This window comes from Blautia sp. MSK.18.38 (assembly GCF_024460535.1).
GTDB classification, from domain to species: domain Bacteria; phylum Bacillota; class Clostridia; order Lachnospirales; family Lachnospiraceae; genus Blautia_A; species Blautia_A fusiformis.
Genome location: NZ_JANFYP010000001.1, coordinates 164,119 through 189,018, shown reverse-complemented (window position 1 = coordinate 189,018; position 24,900 = coordinate 164,119). Strand labels below are relative to the sequence as shown.

At 45.2% G+C, this 24,900-nt stretch carries 19 protein-coding genes, 1 pseudogene and 1 other annotated feature; all 20 genes and pseudogenes read left to right on the top strand.

Going from position 1 to position 24,900, the window contains the following annotated elements; all coding sequences use genetic code 11:
- The first annotated feature begins 1 nt into the window (after window position 1).
- The 20 genes and pseudogenes from NE638_RS00905 (at window position 2) to pth (ending at window position 24,899) form a co-directional block, all read left to right on the top strand.
- Window positions 2-1,537: an APC family permease gene (locus tag NE638_RS00905; RefSeq protein WP_173745624.1), complete on the top strand. Its 1,536-nt coding sequence runs from the start codon at window positions 2-4 to the stop codon at window positions 1,535-1,537.
- 373 nt (window positions 1,538-1,910) lie between these two features.
- Entirely contained in the window at window positions 1,911-4,529 is a 2,619-nt protein-coding gene (locus NE638_RS00900; RefSeq protein WP_173745623.1) for a cation-translocating P-type ATPase, read from the top strand.
- A 2-nt stretch (window positions 4,530-4,531) separates the two neighbouring features.
- Window positions 4,532-5,746 carry an AI-2E family transporter gene (locus NE638_RS00895; RefSeq protein ID WP_256137096.1) on the top strand — a complete coding sequence of 405 codons (1,215 nt, stop codon included), beginning with the start codon at window positions 4,532-4,534 and terminating at the stop codon, window positions 5,744-5,746.
- Window positions 5,747-5,804: 58 nt separating this feature from the next.
- On the top strand, window positions 5,805-6,218 hold the full coding sequence (locus NE638_RS00890; RefSeq protein WP_173745622.1) for an EamA family transporter: 414 nt from the start codon (window positions 5,805-5,807) through the stop codon (window positions 6,216-6,218).
- A 37-nt stretch (window positions 6,219-6,255) separates the two neighbouring features.
- Window positions 6,256-8,229: a bifunctional metallophosphatase/5'-nucleotidase gene (locus NE638_RS00885; protein WP_173745621.1), complete on the top strand. Its 1,974-nt coding sequence runs from the start codon at window positions 6,256-6,258 to the stop codon at window positions 8,227-8,229.
- Between the two features lie 7 nt (window positions 8,230-8,236).
- Window positions 8,237-8,347: pseudogene (locus NE638_RS18175) on the top strand (MarR family transcriptional regulator); the annotation flags it as partial.
- Between the two features lie 235 nt (window positions 8,348-8,582).
- Window positions 8,583-9,317 carry a class I SAM-dependent methyltransferase gene (locus NE638_RS00875; RefSeq protein WP_173745620.1) on the top strand — a complete coding sequence of 245 codons (735 nt, stop codon included), beginning with the start codon at window positions 8,583-8,585 and terminating at the stop codon, window positions 9,315-9,317.
- Window positions 9,298-10,389, top strand: coding sequence for a hypothetical protein (locus NE638_RS00870; RefSeq protein ID WP_244094776.1), 1,092 nt, complete (start codon window positions 9,298-9,300; stop codon window positions 10,387-10,389). The genes NE638_RS00875 and NE638_RS00870 overlap by 20 nt, the downstream gene beginning before the upstream one ends.
- A gap of 4 nt (window positions 10,390-10,393) precedes the next feature.
- Complete coding sequence (locus tag NE638_RS00865; RefSeq protein ID WP_173745619.1) at window positions 10,394-11,326, top strand: DMT family transporter; 933 nt, start codon at window positions 10,394-10,396, stop codon at window positions 11,324-11,326.
- 232 nt (window positions 11,327-11,558) lie between these two features.
- Window positions 11,559-12,095 carry a nitroreductase family protein gene (locus tag NE638_RS00860; RefSeq protein WP_015525501.1) on the top strand — a complete coding sequence of 179 codons (537 nt, stop codon included), beginning with the start codon at window positions 11,559-11,561 and terminating at the stop codon, window positions 12,093-12,095.
- Between the two features lie 212 nt (window positions 12,096-12,307).
- The gene (locus NE638_RS00855) at window positions 12,308-13,336 is read left to right on the top strand and encodes an alpha/beta fold hydrolase (protein ID WP_173745618.1); all 1,029 of its coding nucleotides are present in this window, start codon (window positions 12,308-12,310) and stop codon (window positions 13,334-13,336) included.
- Window positions 13,337-13,537: 201 nt separating this feature from the next.
- Complete coding sequence (locus tag NE638_RS00850) at window positions 13,538-14,935, top strand: alanine/glycine:cation symporter family protein (RefSeq protein ID WP_015525503.1); 1,398 nt, start codon at window positions 13,538-13,540, stop codon at window positions 14,933-14,935.
- 85 nt (window positions 14,936-15,020) lie between these two features.
- Window positions 15,021-15,267, top strand: a binding site (T-box leader).
- Between the two features lie 85 nt (window positions 15,268-15,352).
- Window positions 15,353-15,856 (top strand): TRAP transporter small permease, encoded by a 504-nt coding sequence (locus NE638_RS00845; protein WP_015525504.1) that lies wholly within the window; start codon window positions 15,353-15,355, stop codon window positions 15,854-15,856.
- A complete protein-coding gene (locus tag NE638_RS00840; RefSeq protein WP_173745617.1) occupies window positions 15,857-19,189 on the top strand; it encodes a TRAP transporter large permease subunit in 3,333 nt (1,110 codons plus the stop codon).
- A 225-nt stretch (window positions 19,190-19,414) separates the two neighbouring features.
- The gene (locus NE638_RS00835; RefSeq protein ID WP_173745616.1) at window positions 19,415-20,347 is read left to right on the top strand and encodes a GTP-binding protein; all 933 of its coding nucleotides are present in this window, start codon (window positions 19,415-19,417) and stop codon (window positions 20,345-20,347) included.
- Entirely contained in the window at window positions 20,331-21,443 is a 1,113-nt protein-coding gene (locus NE638_RS00830) for a DUF3878 family protein (RefSeq protein WP_173745615.1), read from the top strand. Before NE638_RS00835 ends, NE638_RS00830 begins: the two co-directional genes overlap by 17 nt.
- Before the next feature lie 136 nt (window positions 21,444-21,579).
- Window positions 21,580-21,813 (top strand): hypothetical protein, encoded by a 234-nt coding sequence (locus NE638_RS00825; RefSeq protein WP_015525508.1) that lies wholly within the window; start codon window positions 21,580-21,582, stop codon window positions 21,811-21,813.
- A gap of 212 nt (window positions 21,814-22,025) precedes the next feature.
- Complete coding sequence (locus tag NE638_RS00820) at window positions 22,026-23,168, top strand: CobW family GTP-binding protein (RefSeq protein ID WP_173745614.1); 1,143 nt, start codon at window positions 22,026-22,028, stop codon at window positions 23,166-23,168.
- Between the two features lie 122 nt (window positions 23,169-23,290).
- A complete protein-coding gene (locus NE638_RS00815; RefSeq protein ID WP_092072052.1) occupies window positions 23,291-24,241 on the top strand; it encodes a TIGR03943 family putative permease subunit in 951 nt (316 codons plus the stop codon).
- A gap of 79 nt (window positions 24,242-24,320) precedes the next feature.
- Complete coding sequence (pth, locus tag NE638_RS00810) at window positions 24,321-24,899, top strand: aminoacyl-tRNA hydrolase (RefSeq protein ID WP_173745613.1); 579 nt, start codon at window positions 24,321-24,323, stop codon at window positions 24,897-24,899.
- Window position 24,900 lies beyond the last annotated feature (1 nt).

Genomic DNA, 24,900 nt, shown 5'->3' with positions numbered 1-24,900 from the left:
TATGGGTGAAAGAAATAAAAGAACAAAATTAAAAAAATCCATGGGACCTGGTTCGATCTGGGCAGTTGCAGTCGGTTCCATCATTGGATGGGGATGTTTTATACAGGGTGGTCTCTGGACAGAACGTGCAGGTGGACCGCTCCCGCTGTTTCTGGGATTTCTGGCAGGCGGTCTTTTAATGATCGTGGTAGGCTACAGCTATTCTTATATGATCGCAAAATTCCCGGTAGCGGGTGGTGAATTTGCCTATGCATATAAAGGCTTTGGAAGAACTGCTTCGTACATATGCGGATGGATGCTGTCGCTTGGATATCTGTCTATTGTAGCTTTGAATGCAACGGCACTTCCGGTATTGGCATCCTATATTTTTCCTGGAGTCTTTAACAGAGGTTACCTGTATACAATTGCAGGATATGATGTATATATGGGTGAAGTCGGATTATCCCTGTTCTTTATCATACTTTTCGGGATCATGAATTACAAAGGTGCGAAATCTGTAGGAAATCTTCAGCTTGCGATGGTCCTTATCATGTGTGCAGCGGTTGTTGTATCAGTCATTGGTGTGATCGCAACAGGACATTTTGATGCTTCAAACTTGCAGCCGGCATACGGAGCCGAAGGCAAGTCTCTTGGAAGCGGTTTTGTATCTATCCTGGCATTGGCTCCGTTCCTTTACGTAGGATTTGACTGTATTCCACAGGCGGCAGAAGAATATGATTTTCCACCACAGAAGTGCAAAATGCTGATCATTTCAGCATTGATCGTAGGTGCTTTGATCTATGGTGCAATGGCACTGGTGACAGATTGTGTTGTTCCCTGGCAGCAGGTTCTGACTATGACAGATGCGAATGGAACTCTTGTAAAATGGCATACAGGTGCAGTTCTTGATCTTGCAATGGGAAAAGTTGGTGTGTGCTTTGTGGCACTGGCAGTGTGCATGGGAATTTTTACCGGTATGAACGGATTCTTTATGACATCCAGCCGTCTTTTATTTGGTATGGCAAGAGCAAAAATGCTTCCGTCAGCTTTTGAAAAGGTTCATCCGGAGCATAAAACTCCGTCCATATGTGTTGGGTTTACCATGATCATCTGCTGTATCTGCCCATTTTTCGGCAGAGAAGTGATCGGCTGGGTTGTAGATATGTGTTCCGTAGGTACTGCGTTCGGATATTTCTTTACCTGTGCAGGTGCTTATATTCTTCTGAAAAAATATGGCGATGATACAGATACAAATAAAATCCATCCGGCAGTAGCCATGGGCGGCTGTGTGATCTCTGTTGTAATATTGCTGCTCCTGATCGTGCCCGGTTCTCCTGCATTCATGGCTCCACAGTCCTTTGCAGCACTGATCGTGTGGGTGTTGATGGGAGTTACCTTCTATTTTGTTTCAAAGAAAAATTTTGCGAAAATCACTAAGAGAGAAATGGATTATCTGATTCTTGGAAATGTACAGGTGGTTCGAGGACTGAGAAAAGGAAAAGACCAGGGAAGAGTTGTGCAGGGTAATATTGTAGCTGATCAAAGTAATAAATCTTAAAAGATAATAAAACGGCTGCAGGCCTATAATACTTTCAGGGTAACAGAAAAACTTCCATTCAAAAAATGGGATTTTTTCTGTTACCGGAGTATCATATTTGCAAGGTGTGATTTATAAAGTATCTTGACAGAGGTACCGATCCTGTTATACTATTAAAACTGATAAAGGGGAGTAACCTACGTTTGGAAATCTGCGTTTGCAGTGTCGTCAGTACGGTGGAAACATCCGGCGCTGCAGGGAAATGGTGAGACTTTTATTGCATTTTTTGTTGTGCAATAAGGGTTTCTTTTTTTATATCCTTTTATCAAAAAAATCCTTTATTGCATAAAAAAATTACAGTTGGTGAATATTTGCAAAAAAGGAGGCAAAGGTAATGAAAGAAATTTATCAGCAGACAGCAGAAGAAGTTCTCGAGCGTGTGGAAAGCAGGGAATCAGGGCTTACCGATGAACAGGTCAGACGGTCCAGAGAGAAGTGCGGATGGAATGAGCTTGCAGAAGGAAAGAAAAAAAGTATTTTGCAGATCTTCTTTGAACAGTATAAGGATTTTCTAGTGCTAATTCTGATCGCATCGGCAGTGATATCCGGTATGCTTGGAGATGTGGAAAGTGCAGCAGTTATCGTGATCGTTATTACGATCAATGCGATTTTGGGAACTGTGCAGACAGTAAAGGCTGAGCAGTCCCTGCAGAGCTTAAAGAAGCTTTCCGGACCGGAGGCAAAGGTATTACGTGATGGTGTGGCGGTACAGCTCCTGGCAAGAGAACTGGTTGTAGGAGATGTGATCCTTCTTGAAGCAGGTGATATGATCCCGGCCGATGGAAGATTGATTGAAAATGCAAGCCTTAAGGTCGATGAAAGTGCCCTTACCGGAGAAAGTCTTGCGGTTGAAAAGAGTAGGGACATTATTTTGGAGGAAGCATCGCTTGGTGATCGGACAAATATGCTGTTTTCCGGAAGCTTTGTCACATATGGGCGTGGCAGAGCGGTTGTAACGAATGTAGGAATGCAGACAGAGGTTGGAAAGATTGCGGGACTTCTGAAATCGACTTCGGAAAAACAGACGCCACTTCAGGCGAATCTGGATGATTTTGGAAAGAAGCTTTCCATTCTGATCCTGATATTTTGCGGAATTCTGTTTGCGATCAGTGTATTCCGCGGTGAGAAGATCAGCAGTGCATTTATGTTTGCAGTAGCACTTGCAGTCGCAGCGATTCCGGAAGCTTTAAGCTCCATCGTGACGATCGTCCTTTCTTTCGGAACACAGAAGATGGCAAAGGAGCACGCGATCATTCGTAAGCTCCAGGCTGTGGAAGGTCTTGGAAGCGTTTCTGTTATCTGTTCGGATAAGACCGGAACACTTACACAGAATAAAATGACAGTAGAAGATTATTATATTGATGGAAAAAGAATCACAGCAGATGCAATTGATGTAGCAGATCCGGCGCAGAGATGTCTTTTAGACTACAGCATTTTATGTAATGATTCAACAAATGAAAATGGAGTGGAGATCGGAGATCCGACGGAAACGGCATTGATCAATCTGGGCAGCCGGTACGGAATCGAGGCTGCTGGTGTAAGAAAGCTTTATCCAAGGGAAGGAGAGCTTCCCTTTGACAGTGACCGTAAGATGATGTCAACACTTCACAGAATTGATGATGAAAACCGGATGATCGTAAAAGGTGCGGTTGACCGGCTTCTGGAGCTGACAGACAGGATTTGGACAAAGGACGGAGTTCGGGAAATCACAGAAGCAGATAAAGAAAAGATCCGGCGCCAGAATCAGGAATTTTCAATGGAAGGGTTACGGGTACTGGCATTTACCTATCGTGAAATTCCGGAGAACCATGTATTGACGACAGAAGATGAGAATCATCTGGTATTTCTTGGCCTGATCGCTATGATGGATCCGCCGAGGGAAGAATCAAAGGCTGCAGTTGCAGAATGTATAAAAGCGGGGATTCGGCCGGTCATGATCACGGGAGATCATAAGATCACAGCAGCGGCAATCGCAAAAAGGATCGGGATCCTACATGATCTGTCAGAGGCCTGCGAAGGTGCTGATATTGAAAATATGAGTGATGAGCAGCTGAAGAAGTTTGTCCCGAATATTTCTGTGTATGCAAGAGTGTCACCGGAGCACAAGATCCGTATTGTCCGTGCATGGCAGGAGAAGGGGATGATCGTGGCAATGACCGGAGACGGTGTGAATGATGCTCCGGCATTGAAGCAGGCAGATATTGGTGTTGCAATGGGAGTGACCGGAACCGAGGTCGCAAAGGATGCCGCAGCAATGGTGCTTACAGATGATAATTTTGCAACAATTGTAAAAGCAGTGGAAAACGGACGAAATTTATATCAGAATATCAAGTATGCGATCCAGTTTCTTCTGTCAGGAAACTTTGGTGCGATCCTGGCAGTTCTTTGTGCATCCCTTGCAGGACTTCCGGTTCCCTTTGCACCGGTACATCTGCTGTTTATCAATCTTTTGACAGACAGCCTTCCGGCGATTGCATTAGGCGTGGAGCCGCACAGCAGTGAGGTGATGAATGAGAAACCAAGATCAGCAGACGAGTCAATACTGACAAAGGATTTTCTTGGTAAAATCGGTCTGGAAGGACTGGTGATCGGTATGATGACGATGATCGGATTTTTGACAGGATATCATCAGAATGGTGCACTGCTTGGCAGTACTTATGCCTTCGGAACACTTTGTTTGGCACGTCTGTTCCATGGATTCAACTGCAAATCGGATCATCCGGTTATCTTTACAAAACGTTTCTTTAATAATAAATGGCTTCAGGGAGCATTTGTACTTGGGGCAGTACTCATTACCGTTGTACTGACGGTTCCGGGATTTCATCTCCTGTTTAAAGTAGAGACGCTGGATCTGATGCAGCTTGGCTGTGTATATCTGTATGCGTTTGCAAGTCTTCCGATCATTCAGCTGCTTAAATGGATACGCATGAAATTAGGAAAAAGAGGAGAATGATAGTGGATATAAGTAAAATATCTGTAAAAAAAATCAGGGAGCTTATTGTGTTTACAGCATTTCTTGTGGTCGCTCTGTGGAAGTTTGATGTGGTGCTCGATGTGCTGAAAGCAATATGGGGGATCGCATTTCCTTTTGTACTTGGCGGGGCGCTCGCTTTTATGATTAATGTGCCAATGAGCTTTTTGGAAAAGAAAATCTTTGGAAGGGTAAAAAAAGAAAATAAGGCAGTTGAAAAACTGGCAAGACCGATAAGTTTGCTTCTTACGATCATATTGGCAGTAGGGGTGATCGCCCTGGTAATGTTCGGGGTGATCCCGCAGCTTACGCGGACAATGGGAACTCTGATGATGAGCATCGCTGATTTTATTCCGCAGATGCAAAGCTGGATCCGGGAATTCTCCCATAATAACCAGGAAATCATGAAGCTGGTAGATCAGGTACAGTTTAATCCGGATCAGGCGATCAAGTGGGGGATAAGCCTTCTTGGAAACGGTGCAGGAAATATGATGAATACCACAATGTCAGCAGTGGGTTCCATAGTCAGTGGATTGGCAACCTTTTTTATTGCTTTTTCATTTGCCTGCTATGTTCTTTTTCAGAAGGAGAAGCTGCATGTGCAGATCCGAAAAGTATTTTTTGCCTTTCTCCCAAAGAAAAAGGCAGATGCTTTTCTTAAAGTCTGTTCTCTGACTTATCGGACATTTGCAAATTTTCTTGCAGGTCAGTGTCTGGAAGCTGTGATCCTCGGCTGTATGTTTGTTGTGATACTGAGTATTTTGAGGATGCCATATGCACTTTTGATCGGAGTTTTGATTGCGTTTACCGCATTGATTCCGATTTTCGGGGCCTTCATCGGGTGTGCGGTGGGAAGCTTTTTGATTTTTATGGTAAATCCGAAACAGGCAATTTTATTTATTATAGTATTTCTGGTGCTGCAGCAGATCGAGGGAAATCTGATCTATCCTCATGTTGTGGGTGAATCCGTAGGGCTTCCGTCGATCTGGGTTCTTGCAGCAGTTACGATCGGCGGAAACCTTATGGGAATTGTAGGTATGCTCGTTTTCATTCCGCTGCTTTCCGTGTTCTATACTATCTTTCGGGAATTCGTATATCTGCGCCTGAAAAAAAAGCATATCAAACAGGTGACAAAGACAGAAATAGAGGAATATACGGCGGAGGAAATTGTAAATAGTGACATATCAGAGGGGAAATGATATGATGGAGTTGTATTGGGATAGTTAAGAAAATCTTATATTTAAGGGGGGAGTTACTATGTGGTTTGTGTTTGCCTTGCTGTCTGCTGTATTTGCGGCGCTGACCTCCATACTGGCCAAGATAGGTATTGTCGGTGTTAATTCGAATCTTGCAACAGCGATTCGAACGATGGTGGTGCTGGTTATGGCGTGGGGAATGGTTTTCCTCACAAATACCCAGGGCGGGATCGCAGCGATCAGCAAAAAAAGCTGGCTGTTTCTGATCCTTTCAGGTCTGGCAACGGGTGCTTCGTGGTTATGCTATTATCGTGCCCTGCAGATAGGCGATGCATCCAAGGTTGTGCCGATAGACAAGCTGAGTGTTGTGATCACACTGGTACTGGCATTTATTTTTTTGCATGAGAAATTCACAGCAAAATCGATGATGGGATGTATTTTGATCGGTGTGGGAACATTATTGATGGTTTTGTAAAAATGCATAAGAAAACTATATACAAAAGGAGAGTGTTATGAAAACACGAAAGAAAGTTTCAGCAAAGCTGCTGGCGATCATGATTATTGCGGCATTGCTGCTTCCTCTTGCATGGAATGTTCCGGTGGAAGCAGCCGAGGCAAAACAGATCGATGTTTTGTTCAGCCATGATACACATTCGCATTTGAACAGCTTTTCAACCATCGTAGATGGAGAGCAAAAAGAAGTTGGCGGATTTGCAAGGATCAAAACCCTGATCGATGAAAAGAAGCAGGAAAATCCGGACACCCTGGTGCTGGATGGCGGCGATTTTTCCATGGGAACCCTGATCCAGACCGTATACGAAACGGAGGCGGCAGAGCTTCGGATGCTGGGATATCTGGGGTATGATGTGACGACTCTGGGAAATCATGAATATGATTATCGTTCAAAGGGACTGGCAAATATGCTGGAGGCTGCGAAGACTTCTGGTGAGACAGTGCCGGCATTGGTAGTGTGCAACGTGGACTGGGACAGCATGGAGCAGGATGGATTAAGCGATGGTCAGAAGCAGATCCGGTCGGCATTTGAAGCCTACGGTGTGAAGGATTATGTAGTAGTTCAAAAAGGAGATGTAAAGGCTGCGGTAGTCGGTGTGTTCGGTAAGGATGCCCTGGAATGTGCACCGACCTGTGAATTAAAGTTCAAGGATCCGGTTGAGGCCGTAAAACAGACGGTAGAAGAGATCCGAAAAAATGAAAAAGTGGATATGATCGCTTGTGTGTCCCATGGAGGAACCTGGGAGGATGAGAACAAATCGGAGGATGAGATCCTTGCAAAAGAGGTGCCGGATATCGACTTGATCATCAGCGGACATACGCACACAGAGCTGAAAGAGGCAATTCAGCATGGGAACACATATATCGTATCCTGCGGCGAATACGGAAGAAATCTGGGATCACTTTCCATGACACAGAAACAGGACGGACGGTGGGAGCTGACATCCTATGAGCTGATCCCTGTTTCTGAGGATGTAAAACCGGACCAGGCGACACAGGAACAGATCGATGCCCTGATGGATACGGTGGATAAGAATTATCTTGCCGATTTCGGCTATACAAGGGAAGAGGTTCTTGCTGAAAATGATGTTGAATTCAACAGTCTGGAAGAAATGGGCACGAAGCACGAAGAGTTGAATCTTGGTGATATCATGTCCGATGCATACATATATGCAGTGGAAAATTCCGAGTATTATGATGGTGATCCGGTTGATGTAGCCGTTGTTCCAAGCGGAACCGTGCGGGACACATACACAAAGGGCGATATCACAGTAGAGGATGTTTTTAATTCCTTTTCACTGGGGATCGGAAAGGACGGTGTTGCCGGATATCCGCTGATCAGTGCATACCTGACCGGAAAAGAGCTGAAGCTGGTAGCGGAGGTGGACGCTTCTGTATCGGATTTTATGACAACGGCAAGGTTATATTGCAGTGGATTGAATTTTGCATACAATCCACATCGGATGATCCTGAATAAGGTGACAGATTGTTATCTCACCAGGGCAGACGGAGAGCGGATCGAGATCCAGGATGACAAGCTGTATCATGTTGTGACAGATCTGTATACCGGCCAGATGCTTGGTTCTGTGATGAAAATGTCCTATGGACTGTTGTCTCTTGAACCGAAGGACAGGGATGGGAATCCCATTGAAAATCTGGAAGATCAGGCGATCATGGAGGATGACAGGGAATTAAAGGCCTGGGATGCGATTGCAAGATATATGCAGTCCTTTGCGGATACAGACGGCGACGGAATTGCCAATGTGCCGGAATATTATGAGACGACACATGGACGTAAGGTTGTGGAGGACAGCAGAAATATCATTGATCTGGTGAAGCAGCCGAATAAGTTTTCGGCAATGATCGCAGGTATTTGTCTGATCTTTATCGTGATCATTGTGCTTGTGGTATTTCTGATCCGAAGGATGATCCGCAGGATCAAAGTCAGAAAAGGAAAGAGAAATTCAAAATAAATATACGGCTGAGATCGTTAAAGTCCGTAAGTCGACGAAATCCCACGTGTCCTCTTCTCTGAAAAATCTGGAGAGCAGAGGTCTGATCGAAAGGATCCAGAGTGCGGACAATAAGAAGCCTGATGATCCCAAAGACCTGTGCATATATGTGGATCATTGCAATGGGACTTCAGCTTCTGTTTTAGGACAGCAAGCATTAAGTAACCGCCTGACTATGGATCAGACATTGGATGTCCGTAGCGTATTTTGGTACGTCTGCGGACATCTTTTTTTGAGATGAATTGCAATTTTTTTTGTAAAATTGTAGAATGAAAGAGCTTATGAAAAAGAGTCATGAAAGAGAGAATCGGGAAATGAATGATAAAATCGCAGTCTGTCTTGGAAAGGGCGGACAGAGAGATATGGCGGAAGCCTTTTGCAGGAGGACCGGAGCGCAGCTTCAGGATAAGCCGGGAGATTTTCTGACGGTGCGGTTTGATTCCAGGGGCGTTTCGCTGTTCGGTTTCGGGCTGACCTATCAGGGGGATTTTGTGGAGACGATGCTTCACAGAGTTACCAGAGGCAGACTTCAGCATGAGATGCTGGTGAAGGCGGTGAAGTCAGATAAGGAGGGAAGGAAGGCCATCGATGCTACGGCAGGAATGGGTGAGGATGCCTTTCTTCTGGCAGCCCAGGGCTATGAGGTGACGCTGTATGAGCAGAATCCGGTGATCGCAGCCCTTCTTAAAGATGCCATTCGCCGTGCCAAGAAAAATATGGATCTGAAAGATATTGCCGGTCGTATGAAGGTGATTGAGGGAAACAGTGTAGAAGGTATGTCAAAGCTTCTTGATCCTGTAGACGTGATCTATCTGGATCCCATGTTTCCGGCAAGACAGAAATCCAGCCTGATCAACAAGAAACTTCAATTGATCCAGAAGCTGGAACCACCGTGTTCCGGGGAAAAGGATCTTTTTGATGCAGCTATCAGAGCAAATCCGGATAAGATCATCGTCAAGCGTCCGCTGAAAAGTGAATGTCTTGCCGGCCGGGAGCCGTCTTATACATTGAAGGGGAAGGCAATACGATATGACTGCTATGTATTATAAAGTCAGACACTATCAATACAAAAATCGAATCGGAAATCTTAAGTCCGAAGCTGTAGGCGTGGTAAGCGGGGAAAAACATTTCCCCATATTTCCTGGAAATATGATTTTCAAGCCACTGACGAAATCCAAACCATTTTCCACGCCACTATATGCTTATGCAGAGGTGTTCTGGTCAACGATCATTAATGAATATTTTATGCCTGCGCCCAGGTATGAACTGGCCATCTGTGAAGGGTATGAGGCAGTAAATGAAAAATATCTTGACTACGGAACGGCAGTACCCATGGCCTATAAAGAAGGGGAATCCCTTTTGAATCTTCTGGAGTTTTTCAGGAAATATCCGGATGAAAAGGTAGATATAGATAATTATGTAAACTATTGCCAGATGTTTTATGATTATAGAGACATTTTTGAAGCTGATTTTTTGCAGGAGCATCGGGAAATGGCGGAACAGCTTGCCATGCAGGTACTGATCTCTGTCCTGAAGGGAGACCAGAATTATCATTATGAAAATGTAGCATTTCTCTGTGATAAAGATGGCGGGATCATAAGTCTTGCACCTATGATCGATCATGAATTTTCTACGTATTTTATGTTTCCGGACGATATTTCCCGTCATGTATACTGGCTGATGGAATTAAGCAAATCCATCCGCGGATGGGAAGTCCGGCCTGGGGAATATGATAATTTCAAAGATCCGGAAGAACGGAAACTAATGGAAAAAAGTGCCACCTGTATTCATAAAAATCTCCTCTATATAAAAGAACATTATCCGCAGACAACGGAAGAATTTCTGGATAAAGCAGAAAAACTGAAAACAGCATTGACGGAAGCTTCAGAGGATTTTCTGATCCGGGGAAATACGGAATATCCGGACTGTGCGGATTCCAGTGCCTGGCTGATCGGAAAAGCCCGATACAAGGATAAAGATGAAGAGAAAGCCAGCGCTTATGAGGCGGAATTATACGGAAAGGTGAAAAAGCTTGATTTCCGGGACGTAAGTATCAGTGCAATAAATGAAATAAAAGCTGTGATCAGTCAGATGGAAGAAGTTTTGAGAAAGAGAGAATAAACAAATGGAACAAACAAAAACAATATTAAAAAAAACCTGGGTGGTGGCAGCGCTTGCCTGCGTCTGCTGTCTTCTCTGGGGGAGTGCGATCCCGCTGATCAAGACAGGATACCGTCTGATGCAGATGGATTCTGCAGATACGGCAAGTCAGATCGTTTTTGCAGGTGTGCGTTTTGCACTGGCAGGAATCCTTGTACTGATCTTTGCATCTTTGCGTGAGCGCAAGGTTCTGCTTCCGGATCGAACTGTTCTGAAATATGCGGCGCCGGTATGTATGGCTCAGACGGTATGTCAGTATTTCTTCTTTTATATAGGTGTGGCACATACCTCCGGTGTAAAAGGCGCTATTATCACAGGCCTTGGGAATTTTATTGCGATCCTGCTGTCCTGCCTTGTTTTTCACAAGGAAAAAATGACCGGGCGAAAGATGCTCGGCTGTATCCTCGGTTTTGCCGGCGTGGTCGTGATCAATCTTATGGGAAATTCTCTGGATGCGGGTTTTAGGCTTACAGGAGAAGGATTTATTCTGATCGCGCAGTTTTCTTACGGAATGTCCACGGTGCTGATCAATATTTTTTCCAGAAAGGTATCTCCGGTGGTACTCAGCGGAACGCAGTTTACCATGGGCGGGATCATTCTGTTCCTGATCGGAAAAGGGATGGGAGGACATTTCGGAGTGGTAAATGCCGCCGGTATCGGGATTATCTTTTATCTGGCAATGGTGTCTGCGGTGGCCTATACACTGTGGTCAGTGCTGCTTGCCTGGAATGATGTGTCCAGGGTAGCGATCTTTGGTTTTGTAAATCCTTTGTTCAGTGTGATCCTGTCTGCACTGGTTCTGGGAGAGGTACATCAGGCATTTAATATGGGAAGTCTCATCGCACTGTTTCTTGTCTGTGTGGGAATTTATGTGGTAAATCAAAAAAAATCTTCATAAGTGGTATTGCAGTTATTGTTCCCAGGCAATATTTTTTGAAACGTGTTGCTGAGAACGGAGTGAACAGTAACGGTCGCAGAATGAACAGTAACGATGCCGGAGTTTTGAAATTGATTTCAATACGGCATTGTGTTAAAATAGCTCCATAAAAAGTGTGAACATAAAAATCCATGCCGGAATAACTGCAGGATCCGGAAGCATATCCTGCACCGGACAGATAAGGAGGAAAAATATGGAATTTCAGAAACTGATCGAAGAGAGAAGGACCATCCGTAAATACAGCCCGGAGAGCAGGATCACAAAAGAAGATCTTCTTGCAGTGATCCGGGCCGCTCAGGAAGCACCCAGCTGGAAAAACTCCCAGACCGGAAGATATTATTGTGTAATGTCCGAAGAGATGGTGGAGAAGGTCAGCAGAGAATGTCTGCCGGAAATGAACCAGGCAAAAGCAGAGAATGCCTCCCTGATCGTTACAACCTTTGTACATAACCATGCTGGATTTCAGAAAGACGGAACACCGGATAATGAGCTTGGAAACGGCTGGGGCTGCTATGATCTGGGACTTCAGAACGAGAATCTGATTCTGAAGGCAAAGGAGCTTGGATATGGAACCCTGATCATGGGACTTCGTGCCGGAGACAAGCTCCGTGAGATCCTTTCCATTCCGGAAACAGAAACGGTAATGGCAGTGATCGCCATCGGAAAAGCAGCCGAAGAGCCTGCAAGACCGAAACGTAAAGATGTGGAAGATATTGTGAGATTTTATTAAATAATAGAAGAAATGTCCGGTACATATCAAAATGTTCGGGCATTTTTTAATGAAAATTAAAGAGCAAAATGGTCTGAAAAGGATTGCCTGGAGGAGTGAATTCTGTTATCCTGTAAGAAAACAGCTGTGACAACATGGAAGGGTTTTGAAAAGCAGAGTTTGGGAGAAGCAAAAAAGCAATACAGTAAAAGCAAGGGAGGTTTTTAACCAATATGCAGATCATACATGAAAATGAATACGAAGAAACCATGAAAAATATCGTAACGCCATATCTTCTGTCTCACAGAAGGGAACTTTATGTACCGGGTGCGGATTATCCGTTTCGTAACGAAAGCAAACGGATCACAGGTAAGATCCATATGCTGCAGTATCTGTCTGATATTGATATGCCTAAAGGTGTGGTAGTCATCAGCCACGGATTCACAGAATCAGCAGTAAAATATGATGAAGTGGCCTATTATTTTCTTAAGGAAGGCTATCATGTATATATTCCGGAGCATTGCGGCCATGGCCGCAGCTATCGTCTTACCGCAGACCCGTCTCTGGTCCACATCGATACATGGAGAAGATATATCCGCGATTTTCTGAAAGCATGCCGCTACATAAAGAAAGCACATCCGGATCTGTCACTTAACTTGTATGCACATTCCATGGGTGGTGCCATCGGTGGTATTGCTGCGGCCTGGGAGCCGGACTGGTTTCACAAGGTGATCCTTTCTTCTCCGATGATCCGTCCTCTTACAGATAATGTTCCGTGGCCGGCAGCCACCGGCATAGCACTGGAGAAATGCATTCTCGGAAAAGAGGAGGAATATGTAGCTGGCCGAAAGCCTTACGATGGCAGCGGTTCTTTTGAGACAAGCTCCGCAACATCAAAACCAAGATACGAGCGATACAAAAATCTCCGCGCAGAACATAAGGAGCTCCAGACCTGGTCTCCATCCTACGGCTGGCTCTGGGCTTCTGCGGAAATGAGCTGGTATCTGCGTCTCTACGGATGGAAAAAATATACGGCACCAATGCTGCTCATTCAGGCCCAGACTGAAGATCTGGTGTCTGTCCGTGCCCTGAAAAATTTTGCCGGAAAGATCAATCGCCAGGGAAAAACAAGCTGTGATTATATCCATATGATCGGAACAAAGCATGAGATCTATGGAAGCAGAGGTAAGATCCTGGAGAAATACTGGGGATATATATTTACATTCCTGGACGATACGGAAAATGATATTGATCACAGATAAGTATTTTTACTACAGGTATATCACATATTTAACAACAGGATTGGCAGCTTTTATTCACTTTCTTTCTTTATCATAGTAAAATTATAAAGCTTTTCTCTTATACATTCGACAAAAAATGTGATATAATCTAACGAATCGTCTTTTTGTACAGACAAACGTACAATCCAAAAAGACAAAATTAAATAAGGGAAGGATTATAGAATGTTATCTGTTATTGAATCAGTGAATGCTGCTGTAAACAATTTTATCTGGGGCGTTCCTGCGATGATCTGTATTATTGGTGTAGGTCTTTATTTAAGTATCCGCACGAATTTTCTCCAGATTCGGAAATTTCCCTATGCCATCAGGGTTACTATCGGACGTATGCTTCGGAAAAGAGAAGCTTCCGATGGAAGTCTGACACCGTTTCAGGCTGTTTGTACGGCGTTAGCTGCTACCGTGGGAACGGGAAATATTGCAGGTGTGGCAGGTGCTATTGCCATCGGAGGACCGGGAGCCGTATTCTGGATGTGGATTTCCGCACTTCTTGGAATGTGTACGAAGTTTTCCGAGGTTACACTCGCTGTACATTTCCGCGAAACCAATGCCAACGGAGATCTGGTTGGAGGACCAATGTATTACATTAAGAATGGTCTTAAGAAACACTGGCACTGGCTGGCGTATCTGTTTTCCGCTTTCGGTGTGCTTACTGTTTTCGGAACCGGAAATGCAACCCAGGTTAATACCATTACAACAGCTATTGATTCTGCACTGATCAATTACAATGTGATCGCTGCAGACAATACTTCTACGGTAAACCTTGTTATGGGGATCATCCTTGCGATTCTTGTGGCAATGATCCTGCTTGGCGGAATCAAAAGGATCGGCCAGGTTACAGAAAAGCTGGTACCGTTTATGGCATTGTTTTATATTATTCTTGCCGTCGGTGTAGTTATCATCAATTGGAAAAATGTTCCAGGTGTTTTCAGCGCTATCATCAGAGGGGCATTTAATCCGGCATCTGTGACAGGCGGCGTAGTAGGAAGCTTTTTCATGAGTATGAAAAAAGGTGTTTCCAGAGGTATTTTTTCCAACGAGGCAGGTCTTGGTACCGGTTCCATCGCACATGCCTGTGCAGACACCAGAAAACCTGTAAAACAGGGATTTTTCGGGATCTTTGAGGTATTCACGGACACGATCGTGATCTGTACGCTGACAGCGCTTGTCATCCTCTGCAGCGGGGTGCCGGTTGGTTATGGCGCAGCAGCAGGAGCGGAGCTTACCATCAGCGGTTTTACCAGTACATACGGAAACTGGGTTTCCATCTTTACAGCAGTTGCCATGTGCTGCTTCGCATTTTCCACTATCATTGGATGGGGACTTTACGGAGCCAGATGTGCGGAGTTCCTTTTTAAGGAAAAAGCTATCAGACCTTTTATGGTACTGTACTCTCTGGTAGCGATCATCGGCGCAACTGTTGACCTTGGACTTCTCTGGAGTATCGCAGAGACCTTCAACGGTCTGATGGCGATCCCTAACCTGATCGCAGTGTTCCTGCTTTCCGGTGTGGTTGTAAAGCTTGTGAAGGAGTACTTCGCCGGAGAAGGAAAGAACGCCTGAAGGAGTTTTTGAAAAAAAGCTTGACTATCAAAACAAACAGAGTTAGAATTGGTTTAACTCATTAAAGAGTTAACACATAACAGAAGTAAATTCCATGAAGGGAATCAGTAAAGACAGAGGAACCGTCTTCAGAGAGCTGTGACTGGTGTGATGCAGCGTCGGAACTGCCTTGAATATCATCCCTGAGAAGGAAAGCCGAAAGTTTCAGACAAGTAAGTAGGTTTTCACGGGTGCTTCCCGTTACAGAAGTCGCGTATGCCGGTACGTTGCAGAATCGTGCTTGTTTCAATGGAGAAACAGGGTGGTTGCGGAATTTTATATCCGTCCCTGAAAGGGGACGGATTTTTTTTATCCAAAACATTTTAAACCACGCGGTAAGGATCTGAAACCGGAAAAATATACAAAAGGGGAAAGAGTATGAAAGTGTACAAAAAACTCATGAACGCACTTGCAGCAGTAGAAAAAATTGTACTGGTCATTTCCACACTGCTGATCCTTGTGCTGACTGTGGGAAATGTATTTTCCCGTAAGGTCATCCATCGCTCATGGTCTTTTACAGAAGAGCTTGTTGTAGCGGTGTTTGTTCTCATCACACTTTTGGCAGCAGCACTTGCCTGCCGTGAAAAAGGAGGACTGGTAAGTCTGACACTGGTTACGGACCGTCTTCCGAAAAAACTGGAAAAACCATCTGTGATCCTGATCACGGTCCTGAGCATTGTTTTTTCCGCAATTTTATTTAAATATGGAATGGACAAAGTTCTTACACAGCTGGCAAACGGCAAGAGAACTTTCGTATTGAACTGGCCGGAGTGGATCTTCTGGTCCTTCGTGCCGATCGGAGCAGGCTGTATGATCCTTCATTTTATTGAGTACTGCCTGGACTTCTGCCTGAAAAAAGATGATGAAAAGGAGGACAAATAAATGATCAGTGCAATCTTATTTATCTCCTTCTTTGTTTTCCTGATCCTGGGACTTCCCATTGCGATCTGCTTAGGTCTGTCATCTGTATGTGCCATCCTTTATTCCGGTACATCTCTGACGATCGTAGCTACAAATATGTACTCCGGAATCAGTAAATTCCTGCTTCTTGCTATCCCGTTCTTTGTTCTGTCCGGAAACATTATGGCAAAAGCCGGTATTTCCAAACGACTGATCAACTTCGTAGATACCTGCGTAGGACATAAAAAGGGCGGTATCGCCATTGTATGTGTTATCGTAGCCTGCTTCTTCGGAGCAATCTCCGGTTCCGGTCCTGCAACGGTTGCGGCACTTGGAGCAGTTCTGATCCCGGCTATGGTTGAGCAGGGTGGTTTTTCCGCACCGTTTTCCACGGCATTGATGGCAACCTCCAGTTCCATCGCCATTGTCATACCGCCGAGTATCGCATTCGTTGTATACGCTTCCATCACAGGTGTATCTATTGCAGATATGTTTATGGCTGGTATCGTTCCGGGACTTCTGATGGGTGTTGCTCTTGTGATCATCGTTATGATTGAGGCAAAGAAACATAACATTCAGCCATCCCGTGAAAAAGCTTCCGCAAAAGAGCGCTGGGATACATTTAAAGATGCATTCTGGGGATTCCTGATGCCGGTTATCATCCTCGGAGGAATTTACGGCGGTATCTTTACACCAACTGAGGCTGCAGCCGTATCTGTTGTTTACGGTCTGTTTGTTGGTATGGTGATCTACCGTGAGGTTAAGCTCAAAGATCTGTTTGACATTCTTGTGGATTCTGCAAAGACAACTGGCGGAATCATGCTGATCGTAGCGAGTGCTTCCCTGTTCTCTTTTGTATGTACCAAGTTTGGTATTGCAAATGCGGCATCTGAGCTTCTTGCCGGCATTGCACATAATCAGTTTACCTTCCTTCTGATCGTAAACATTATTTTCCTGATCGCAGGATGCTTCATTGATGCAAACTCTGCGATGTACATTTTTGTACCGATCATGCTTCCGGTATGTAAGGCTCTGGGCTATGATGTGGTAGCATTCGGTGTTATGGCAACAGTTAACCTTGCCATCGGACAGGTAACACCTCCGGTAGGTGTAAACCTTTTCGTTGCCATCAGTATCAAGATCAAAAAAGGTCTGGAGGTTACTCTTCAGCAGATCTCCAGAGCAGTTATGCCGATGATCGCTGCATCCGTTGCAGTTCTTCTGATCATCACTTATATTCCGGCTGTTTCCACAGCTCTTCCGAAGGCTCTTGCAAAAGAGGGCTCCTATACAGGAGACCAGTCTTCTGACACAGAAAGCCAGAGTTCCAAGGATTCCGGAGACGGAAGTGATTCCTTTAATACCATCGCGGATTACAGTGATCTTGACTGGCCGGAGATGACATGGAACTTCGCATGCTCTACAACTGAAACAAGTACCTGGGCTGACGGAGGACGTAAGTTTGGTGAGCTTATGGAAAAAGCAACCGGCGGAAAAGTCAAGGTTAATATTTACGCAGCAGATCAGCTGACAAACGGAAATCAGTCCGAGGGAATCCAGGCACTGATGAACGGAGACCCGGTACAGATCTCCATGCATTCCAATTTGATCTATTCTGCATTTGACCCGAGATTCAATGTAGTATCCCTGCCGTTTATCTATGATTCCTACGATGACGCAGATGCAAAATTTGACGGTGAGGCCGGAGAAAAGCTGAAAGAGATCCTTGGTGAGTACGGACTTCATTGTATGGGAATCGCAGAGAATGGTTTCCGTGAGCTGACAAACAGCAAGCATGAAGTAAAAACAGTAGACGACATGAAGAACCTGAAGGTTCGTGTGGCCGGTTCCAACCTTCTTATGGAATGCTATAAGAGATGGGGGGCAGATGCCACAAATATGAACTGGTCTGAGACCTACACAGCACTTCAGCAGAATACGGTAGAGGGTGAGGAGAACCCGTTGCCTGCGATTGACGCAGCCAGTGTACAGGAGGTACAGCCGTACTGCTCCATGTGGGATGCAATCTATGATTGTCTGTTCTTCTGTATCAACCAGGATATCTATGACAGCCTGACACCGGAACAGCAGCAGGTTGTTGATGAGGCAGGCCAGAAGGCTGTTGAGTATGAGCGTTATATCAACCGTTCCGGCGACGAGGAGATCATGAGCCGCTGGGAGAAGAGCAACGGTGTGACTTTTACAAAGAAAGAGGATATGGATATCGATTCCTTCAAGAAAGCAGTAGACGGAATCGACGACTGGTTTGTAAAGGAGCTTAAGAGTGCAGGCTATGACGATGCACAGGATCTTGTAGATCTGTTTACAGAGGATTCGGTAGATACCGTGGAGGATTACAGTGATCTGAACTGGCCTGAGACAACCTGGAACTTTGCATGCTCCACAACGGAGACAAGTACCTGGGCTGATGGAGGACGTAAGTTCGGTGAACTCATGGAAAAGGCTACCGGAGGAAAGGTCAAGGTTAACATTTACGCAGCGGATCAGCTGACAAACGGAAATCAGTCCGAGGGAATCCAGGCATTGATGAACGGAGACCCGGTACAGATCTCCATGCATTCCAATCTGATCTATTCTGCATTTGATCCACGCTTCAATGTGGTATCCCTGCCGTTCATCTATGATTCCTACGATGATGCAGATGCGAAGTTTGACGGAGAGGCCGGAGACAAGCTGAAGGAGATCCTTAACGGCTACGGACTTCACTGCATGGGTATTGCAGAGAACGGATTCCGTGAGTTGACAAACAGCAAGCATGAGGTAAAATCTGTAGATGATATGAAGAATCTGAAGGTTCGTGTAGCCGGCTCTAATCTTCTTATGGAGTGTTATAAGAGATGGGGGGCAGATGCTACAAATATGAACTGGTCCGAGACCTACACAGCACTTCAGCAGAATACGGTAGAGGGCGAGGAGAATCCGTTGCCCGCCATCGATGCAGCCAGTGTACAGGAGGTACAGCCATATTGCTCCATGTGGGATGCAATCTATGACTGCCTGTTCTTCTGTATCAACCAGGATATTTATGATGCGCTGACACCGGAGCAGCAGGCTGTTGTTGACGAGTGTGGTCAGAAAGCTGTTGAGTATGAGCGTTACATCAACCGTTCCAGTGATGATGAGATCAAAGCACGCTGGGCAGACAAAAACGGTGTGACCTTCACAGAGAAAAAGGACATGGATATCGATTCCTTTAAGAAAGCAGTAGACGGTGTAGATGACTGGTTTGTTCAGGAACTGAAAAAACAGGGCTATAATGATGGTCAGGATCTGGTAGATCTGTTTACAAAGTAATCTTCATATATGTTTATAAAAAGATAAAATAGCCGGAAAGAGGCAGTTCTGAGAGGATTTTTCAGGACCGCCTCTTTTCTTTGCGGAAAAAAGATTATATACTGATAGCAGTCCGGCATTTGTCGGGCAGGAGATTATTGAAATATGACCGGAACATAAGTAAAGCATATATTCGCATTTATTTTACTGTATGCTCCGGAGAGTTGATAAAGTAAAGGAAGAAATATGATAAAGATCGATCTGATAACCGGATTTCTCGGATCCGGAAAGACAACATTTATAAAAAAATATGCCTCCTATCTTCTGAAAAAAGGCATGAACATCGGGATCCTGGAAAATGATTTCGGGGCAGTGAATGTGGATATGATGCTGCTTCAGGATCTGATGGGAGACAACTGTGAGCTGGAGATGGTTTCCGGGGGCTGTGATGCGGACTGTCACAGACGGCGATTTAAGACAAAGCTGATCGCCATGGGAATGTGCGGTTACGACCGTGTCATCGTAGAACCATCCGGAATCTTTGATGTGGATGAGTTCTTTGACGCCCTCCATGAGGAACCGTTGGATAAATGGTATGAGATCGGAAATGTGATCGCCATTGTGGATGCGAAGCTGTCAGAGGATCTTTCAGCGGAAGCGGATTATCTGCTGGCTTCCGAGGTGGCAGATGCAGGCTGTGTATTACTGAGCAGGAGCCAGGAAGCCACGGTGGAAGAGATCAGCAGCACAAAAGAGCATCTCAACCGTGCACTTGGCCAGATCCAGTGCAGGCGCTGTCTGGACAGTGAGATCCTCACCGGAAACTGGAATGATCTTACGGACGCAGACCTGGAAAAGATCCTGGATTGCGGGTATGTGGCAGAGGATTACGTGAAGGAATCCTATGCGGAAGGCGGCGGATTTGATTCTCTGTTTTTTATGAACGTTCATAAAAGCGAGGAGGAACTTCATGAAACTGCAGAAAGGATCCTAAATGATCCATCCTGCGGAGATGTTTTTCGCGTAAAAGGTTTTCTCAGAAAAGAAGATGGACAGTGGCTGGAGCTGAATGCTACCCGCCATGAGATCTGCATCCGGCCGGCAAAGCTGGGACAGGAGATTATGATTGTTATTGGGGAGAAACTGAATAAAGAGGTAATTGATGGATACTGGAAATAATACTGCAGGAAAAACAGCACCGGAGAGATATGTCTCAGAGAAGGCCTTTGAAGAGCTGCCAGATACCTTTCAGAAGCTAGCAGAGCTGCTTGGAGAAGATCAGTTTGAACTGGTGGCAGTGAATGATGAGAAAGATCCGCAGGATCAGAAAGCAGCTTCAGAAAGTGCTTTTTCGGAAGCAATTGCGGAAAAGCCCGATGACAATATGTACAGAGTGGATTCTTATGTAAAAAACGGCGAAATCCGTCTAGTGTATCTTATGAATGATGCGGTAGAAAGCTTTCTTGTTTTTGGAAATGCCCGTATGACAGGTGTATACAAACCGGATTACGAGGGCGAGATCCTGGCAGATTTAAGCCGGCAGGGCAGAGAATACATCCTTGTGGTTCACCAGGATGATTCGGTGGTGACTTTGTTTTTTGAAACCCTGTCTCTGGAAAAACATCTCTACGATTACAGCCGGATCGGTCATTTCTGGGTAGAAGGGTATGAATACTTACGGCAGCTGGAATATCGGCTGGCGATCCTCCGCGACAAATATGATTATATAGGCGGGGACAGCTGCAACGCTCTGGAGGAGAAGCTTTCTGCACTGGTGGAATTTCCGCCATTGAATTACTGCTGTTATCCGGCTGTTCCGGAAAAGTATATTGTTCCCAGGGAAAATCCGTGGATTCCCTCGGAAAAGGCATTTGAGGTAATGGGAGAGATCGCAAGGCAGGCAGGAGACCGTACCTTTGTCAGGTGGCTTGAAATTTACCGGAAACTTCGGTTTAAATGGGTAGCACGGAAACTGGCAGGAATGCTTCACCGTACAAAACACATCCAGGTAACGATGTGCCTTTCTGAAAAGCTGCGGGAAGCTTCATCCGGATATGGGAATCGTTCTTTTGGAAAAGAAGCCGATGAAGAACTTAGAGTTCTTACAGAAAAAGCCAGGACAAAGCAGGCAGAGCTGAACGAGCAGGGTATGGGATCCGAAGTACTCAGGGAAGAACCGTTTACCATTGCCAGAGATTCTCTGGGATTTAAGGTTTATCTCATGAAATGGAACAAAGGAAGAAAAGACTGTACCGTTGAAATTGAAGAAATATGACGAAATATATATAGATCCGTAGAGAATATCTGTGAAGTGTTTTTGCCCGGCAGGGATTGCTTTTTTAAAAACACTGGGGTATAATCTAACGGAAAGAGTTAAGAACAGCCCTTTAATAAGAAAGGAGATTTTTAAAATGAAAGTAACACATATTACAGATATTGATAAATTTTTTGAGGTAATTGACAGCTGCAAGGGTAGAGTAGAGCTTGTAACAGGAGAGGGAGACAGACTGAACCTGAAATCCAAGCTTTCCCAGTATGTATCTCTTGCAAACATCTTTTCCGCTGGTGAGATCCCGGAGCTTGAGATCGTTGCAGCAGAGAAAGAGGATATCGACAAGCTTATGAACTTTATGATCAACGGCTGATAGGAAGAACGATTTTCAGGGATGTGAGCTTTTCACATCCCTCTATTAATCTGAATATAAAGCAGAATAGGAATGTCTGTTTTGTAAAATGGATATAATGACAGCAGATACAGAAACAGGTAATTTTTTCTCTGTCATTATGAGCATAACAGGATACAACCAGGGGGTACAATACTTCCTGGTCAAACTACGTTAAAAGGAGTGTATACAAAATGGTTAAAATTGATATTATCTCCGGTTTCCTTGGCGCCGGAAAAACAACTCTGATCAAAAAGCTTCTGAAGGATGGATTTCAGGGTGAGGAGGTAGTGCTGATCGAGAACGAGTTCGGTGAGATCGGTATTGACGGCGGCTTCCTGAAAGAGGCAGGGATCCAGATCCGTGAGATGAACTCCGGATGTATCTGCTGCTCTCTGGTAGGAGATTTCGGAACCTCTCTGAAAGAGGTTGTTACCAAATATGATCCGGACAGGATCCTGATCGAGCCGTCAGGAGTTGGTAAGCTTTCTGATGTTATCAAGGCTGTACAGGGTGTTCAGGACGAGGTTGACATTAAACTGAACAGCTATACAACTGTTGTTGATGCAAAAAAATGCAAAATGTATATGAAGAACTTCGGTGAGTTCTTTGATAATCAGATCCAGTATGCAGGTGCTATCATCATGAGCCGTACTGATATTGCAAGTGAGAAAAAGGTTCAGGAGTCCCTGGAGCTTCTCCGCAGCCTGAATAAGGATGCTGCTATCATTACAACTCCGATCGAGAATCTTGACGGTAAGAAGCTGGTAGAGGTTATGGAGCATCCGGTATCCCTGGAGCAGGAGATGCTTGAGGAGGAGCATGAGCATCATCATCACCACGACGGAGAGTGTGGCTGCGGCCATGATCATGAAGAGCATGAGCATCACCATCACCACGACGGAGAGTGCGGCTGTGGCCATGATCATGAAGAGCATGAGCATCACCATCACCATGACGGAGAGTGCGGCTGCGGCCATGATCATGAAGAGCATGAGCATCACCATCACCACGACGGAGAGTGTGGCTGTGGACATGACCACCACCATCATCATGCAGATGAGGTCTTCACAAGCTGGGGCCGTGAGACTATTAAAAAATATACACGTGAGGGACTTGAGAAGATCCTTGAGGCACTTTCCGAGTCTGATAAATACGGTATCATCCTCCGTGCAAAGGGAATGCTTCCGGCAGAAGACGGAACATGGATCTATTTTGATATGGTTCCGGAAGAAACTGAGATCCGTGAGGGTGCACCGGAATATACAGGCCGTCTGTGCGTGATCGGTTCTAAGCTTGACGAGCATGCACTGGAGGAGCTTTTCGGGATCGCATAAAGCATATGATAAAATAAATGTTCGTTTTGACGCAAAGCCAAAGCGGAATACAGATATAGATTGTTACAGAAAGGAAACAGATACTGTACATTAAATCGTACAGTATCTGATGGGATGGATTTATGGAAGAGACCAGAGTACCCGTTTATCTGATCACAGGTTTTCTGGAAAGCGGCAAGACCTCTTTCCTGAGCTTTACCCTGCAGCAGGATTACTTTCAGATCGATGGAAAAACACTGCTGATCCTTTGCGAAGAGGGTGAGGAAGAATATGATGAGGAAGCACTGAAACAGTGCAATACCGTTGTGGAGAGCATTGACAGTGAGGAAGAGCTTACACCGGAACGACTTGCGGCAATGGAGATCCTGCATCAGCCGGAGCGGGTGATCATTGAGTATAATGGCATGTGGCTGGTAAGTAAATTCGAAGAAATGGAAAAACCGGAAGGCTGGGGCGTGGAGCAGCATATCACCTGTGTGGATGCAAGCACATTCCAGGTCTATATGGCGAATATGAAGTCCCTTTTTATGGACATGGTCCGCAATGCGGATATGGTTATCTTTAACCGCTGCCAGGAGAACGATCCGCTTCCTTCTTACAGAAGAAGCATCAAGGTGGTGAACCAGCGTGCGGAGATCATCTTTGAGGATGAAGAGGGCGAGCTTGGTGATCTTTTTGAGGATGAGATGCCATTTGATATTGATGCGCCGGTGATCGATATCCTTCCGGAGGATTATGGTATCTGGTTTGTGGATTCCATGGATCATCCGGACCGCTATGTCGGAAAAACCGTTCACTTTAAAGCACGTGCCCTGAAGCCGCGTGGAATGGGAAGCAAATTCTTTGTTCCCGGAAGAACAGCCATGACTTGCTGTGCAGATGATACCACATTCCTTGGTTACATCTGCAAGAGCGCTTTTGCTCCGAAGATCGCAGAAGGCCAGTGGGTGGATGTTACTGCGAAGGTTGCGTTTGAGAAGAGAATGGAATATCAGGGAGAGGGAGTCGTACTTTACGCAGAGCATGTAGAAGTTTGTGAGCCACTTGCTGATGAGATGGTATATTTCAACTGATACGATCAGAGCATTTGTATGCCTTAAGGCATAAGAAGGCCTGGCGTTGAACCAGGTAGATTACAGCTGAGGAGTTTTTATGTATTTAATTGCAGGTTTGGGAAATCCGGGAAAGCAGTATGAGGCTACACGCCACAATATGGGCTTTGACACCGTTGACTGTCTTGTGGAGAAGCATAATATCCCGCAGGGCGGCGTAAAATTTAATGCCATGTATGGAAAAGGTATTATCGGCGGTGAAAAAGCTATTCTGATGAAACCGCTTTCCTATATGAATTTAAGCGGCGGTCCGATCCAGGAGATGTCCGGCTATTTCAAGATCGATCCGGAGACAGAGCTGATCGTGATCTACGATGATATCGATCTGGAGCCTGGGCAGCTTCGTATCCGCAAAAAAGGCAGTGCAGGCGGACATAACGGGATCAAGGATATCATCCGCCGCCTTGGAACTGAAAAATTTATCCGCATCCGTGTTGGTGTCGGTGCAAAACCGAAAGAATGGGATCTGGCAGATTTTGTGCTGGGTCATTTTTCGGACAGTGACCGCAAGCTTGTGGATGAAGGGATCAATGATGCGGCAGAGGCTGTGGAGATGATCCTGTCCGAGGGCGTAGATGCGGCGATGAATAAATATAACAGGAAAAAGCCTAAGAATTGAG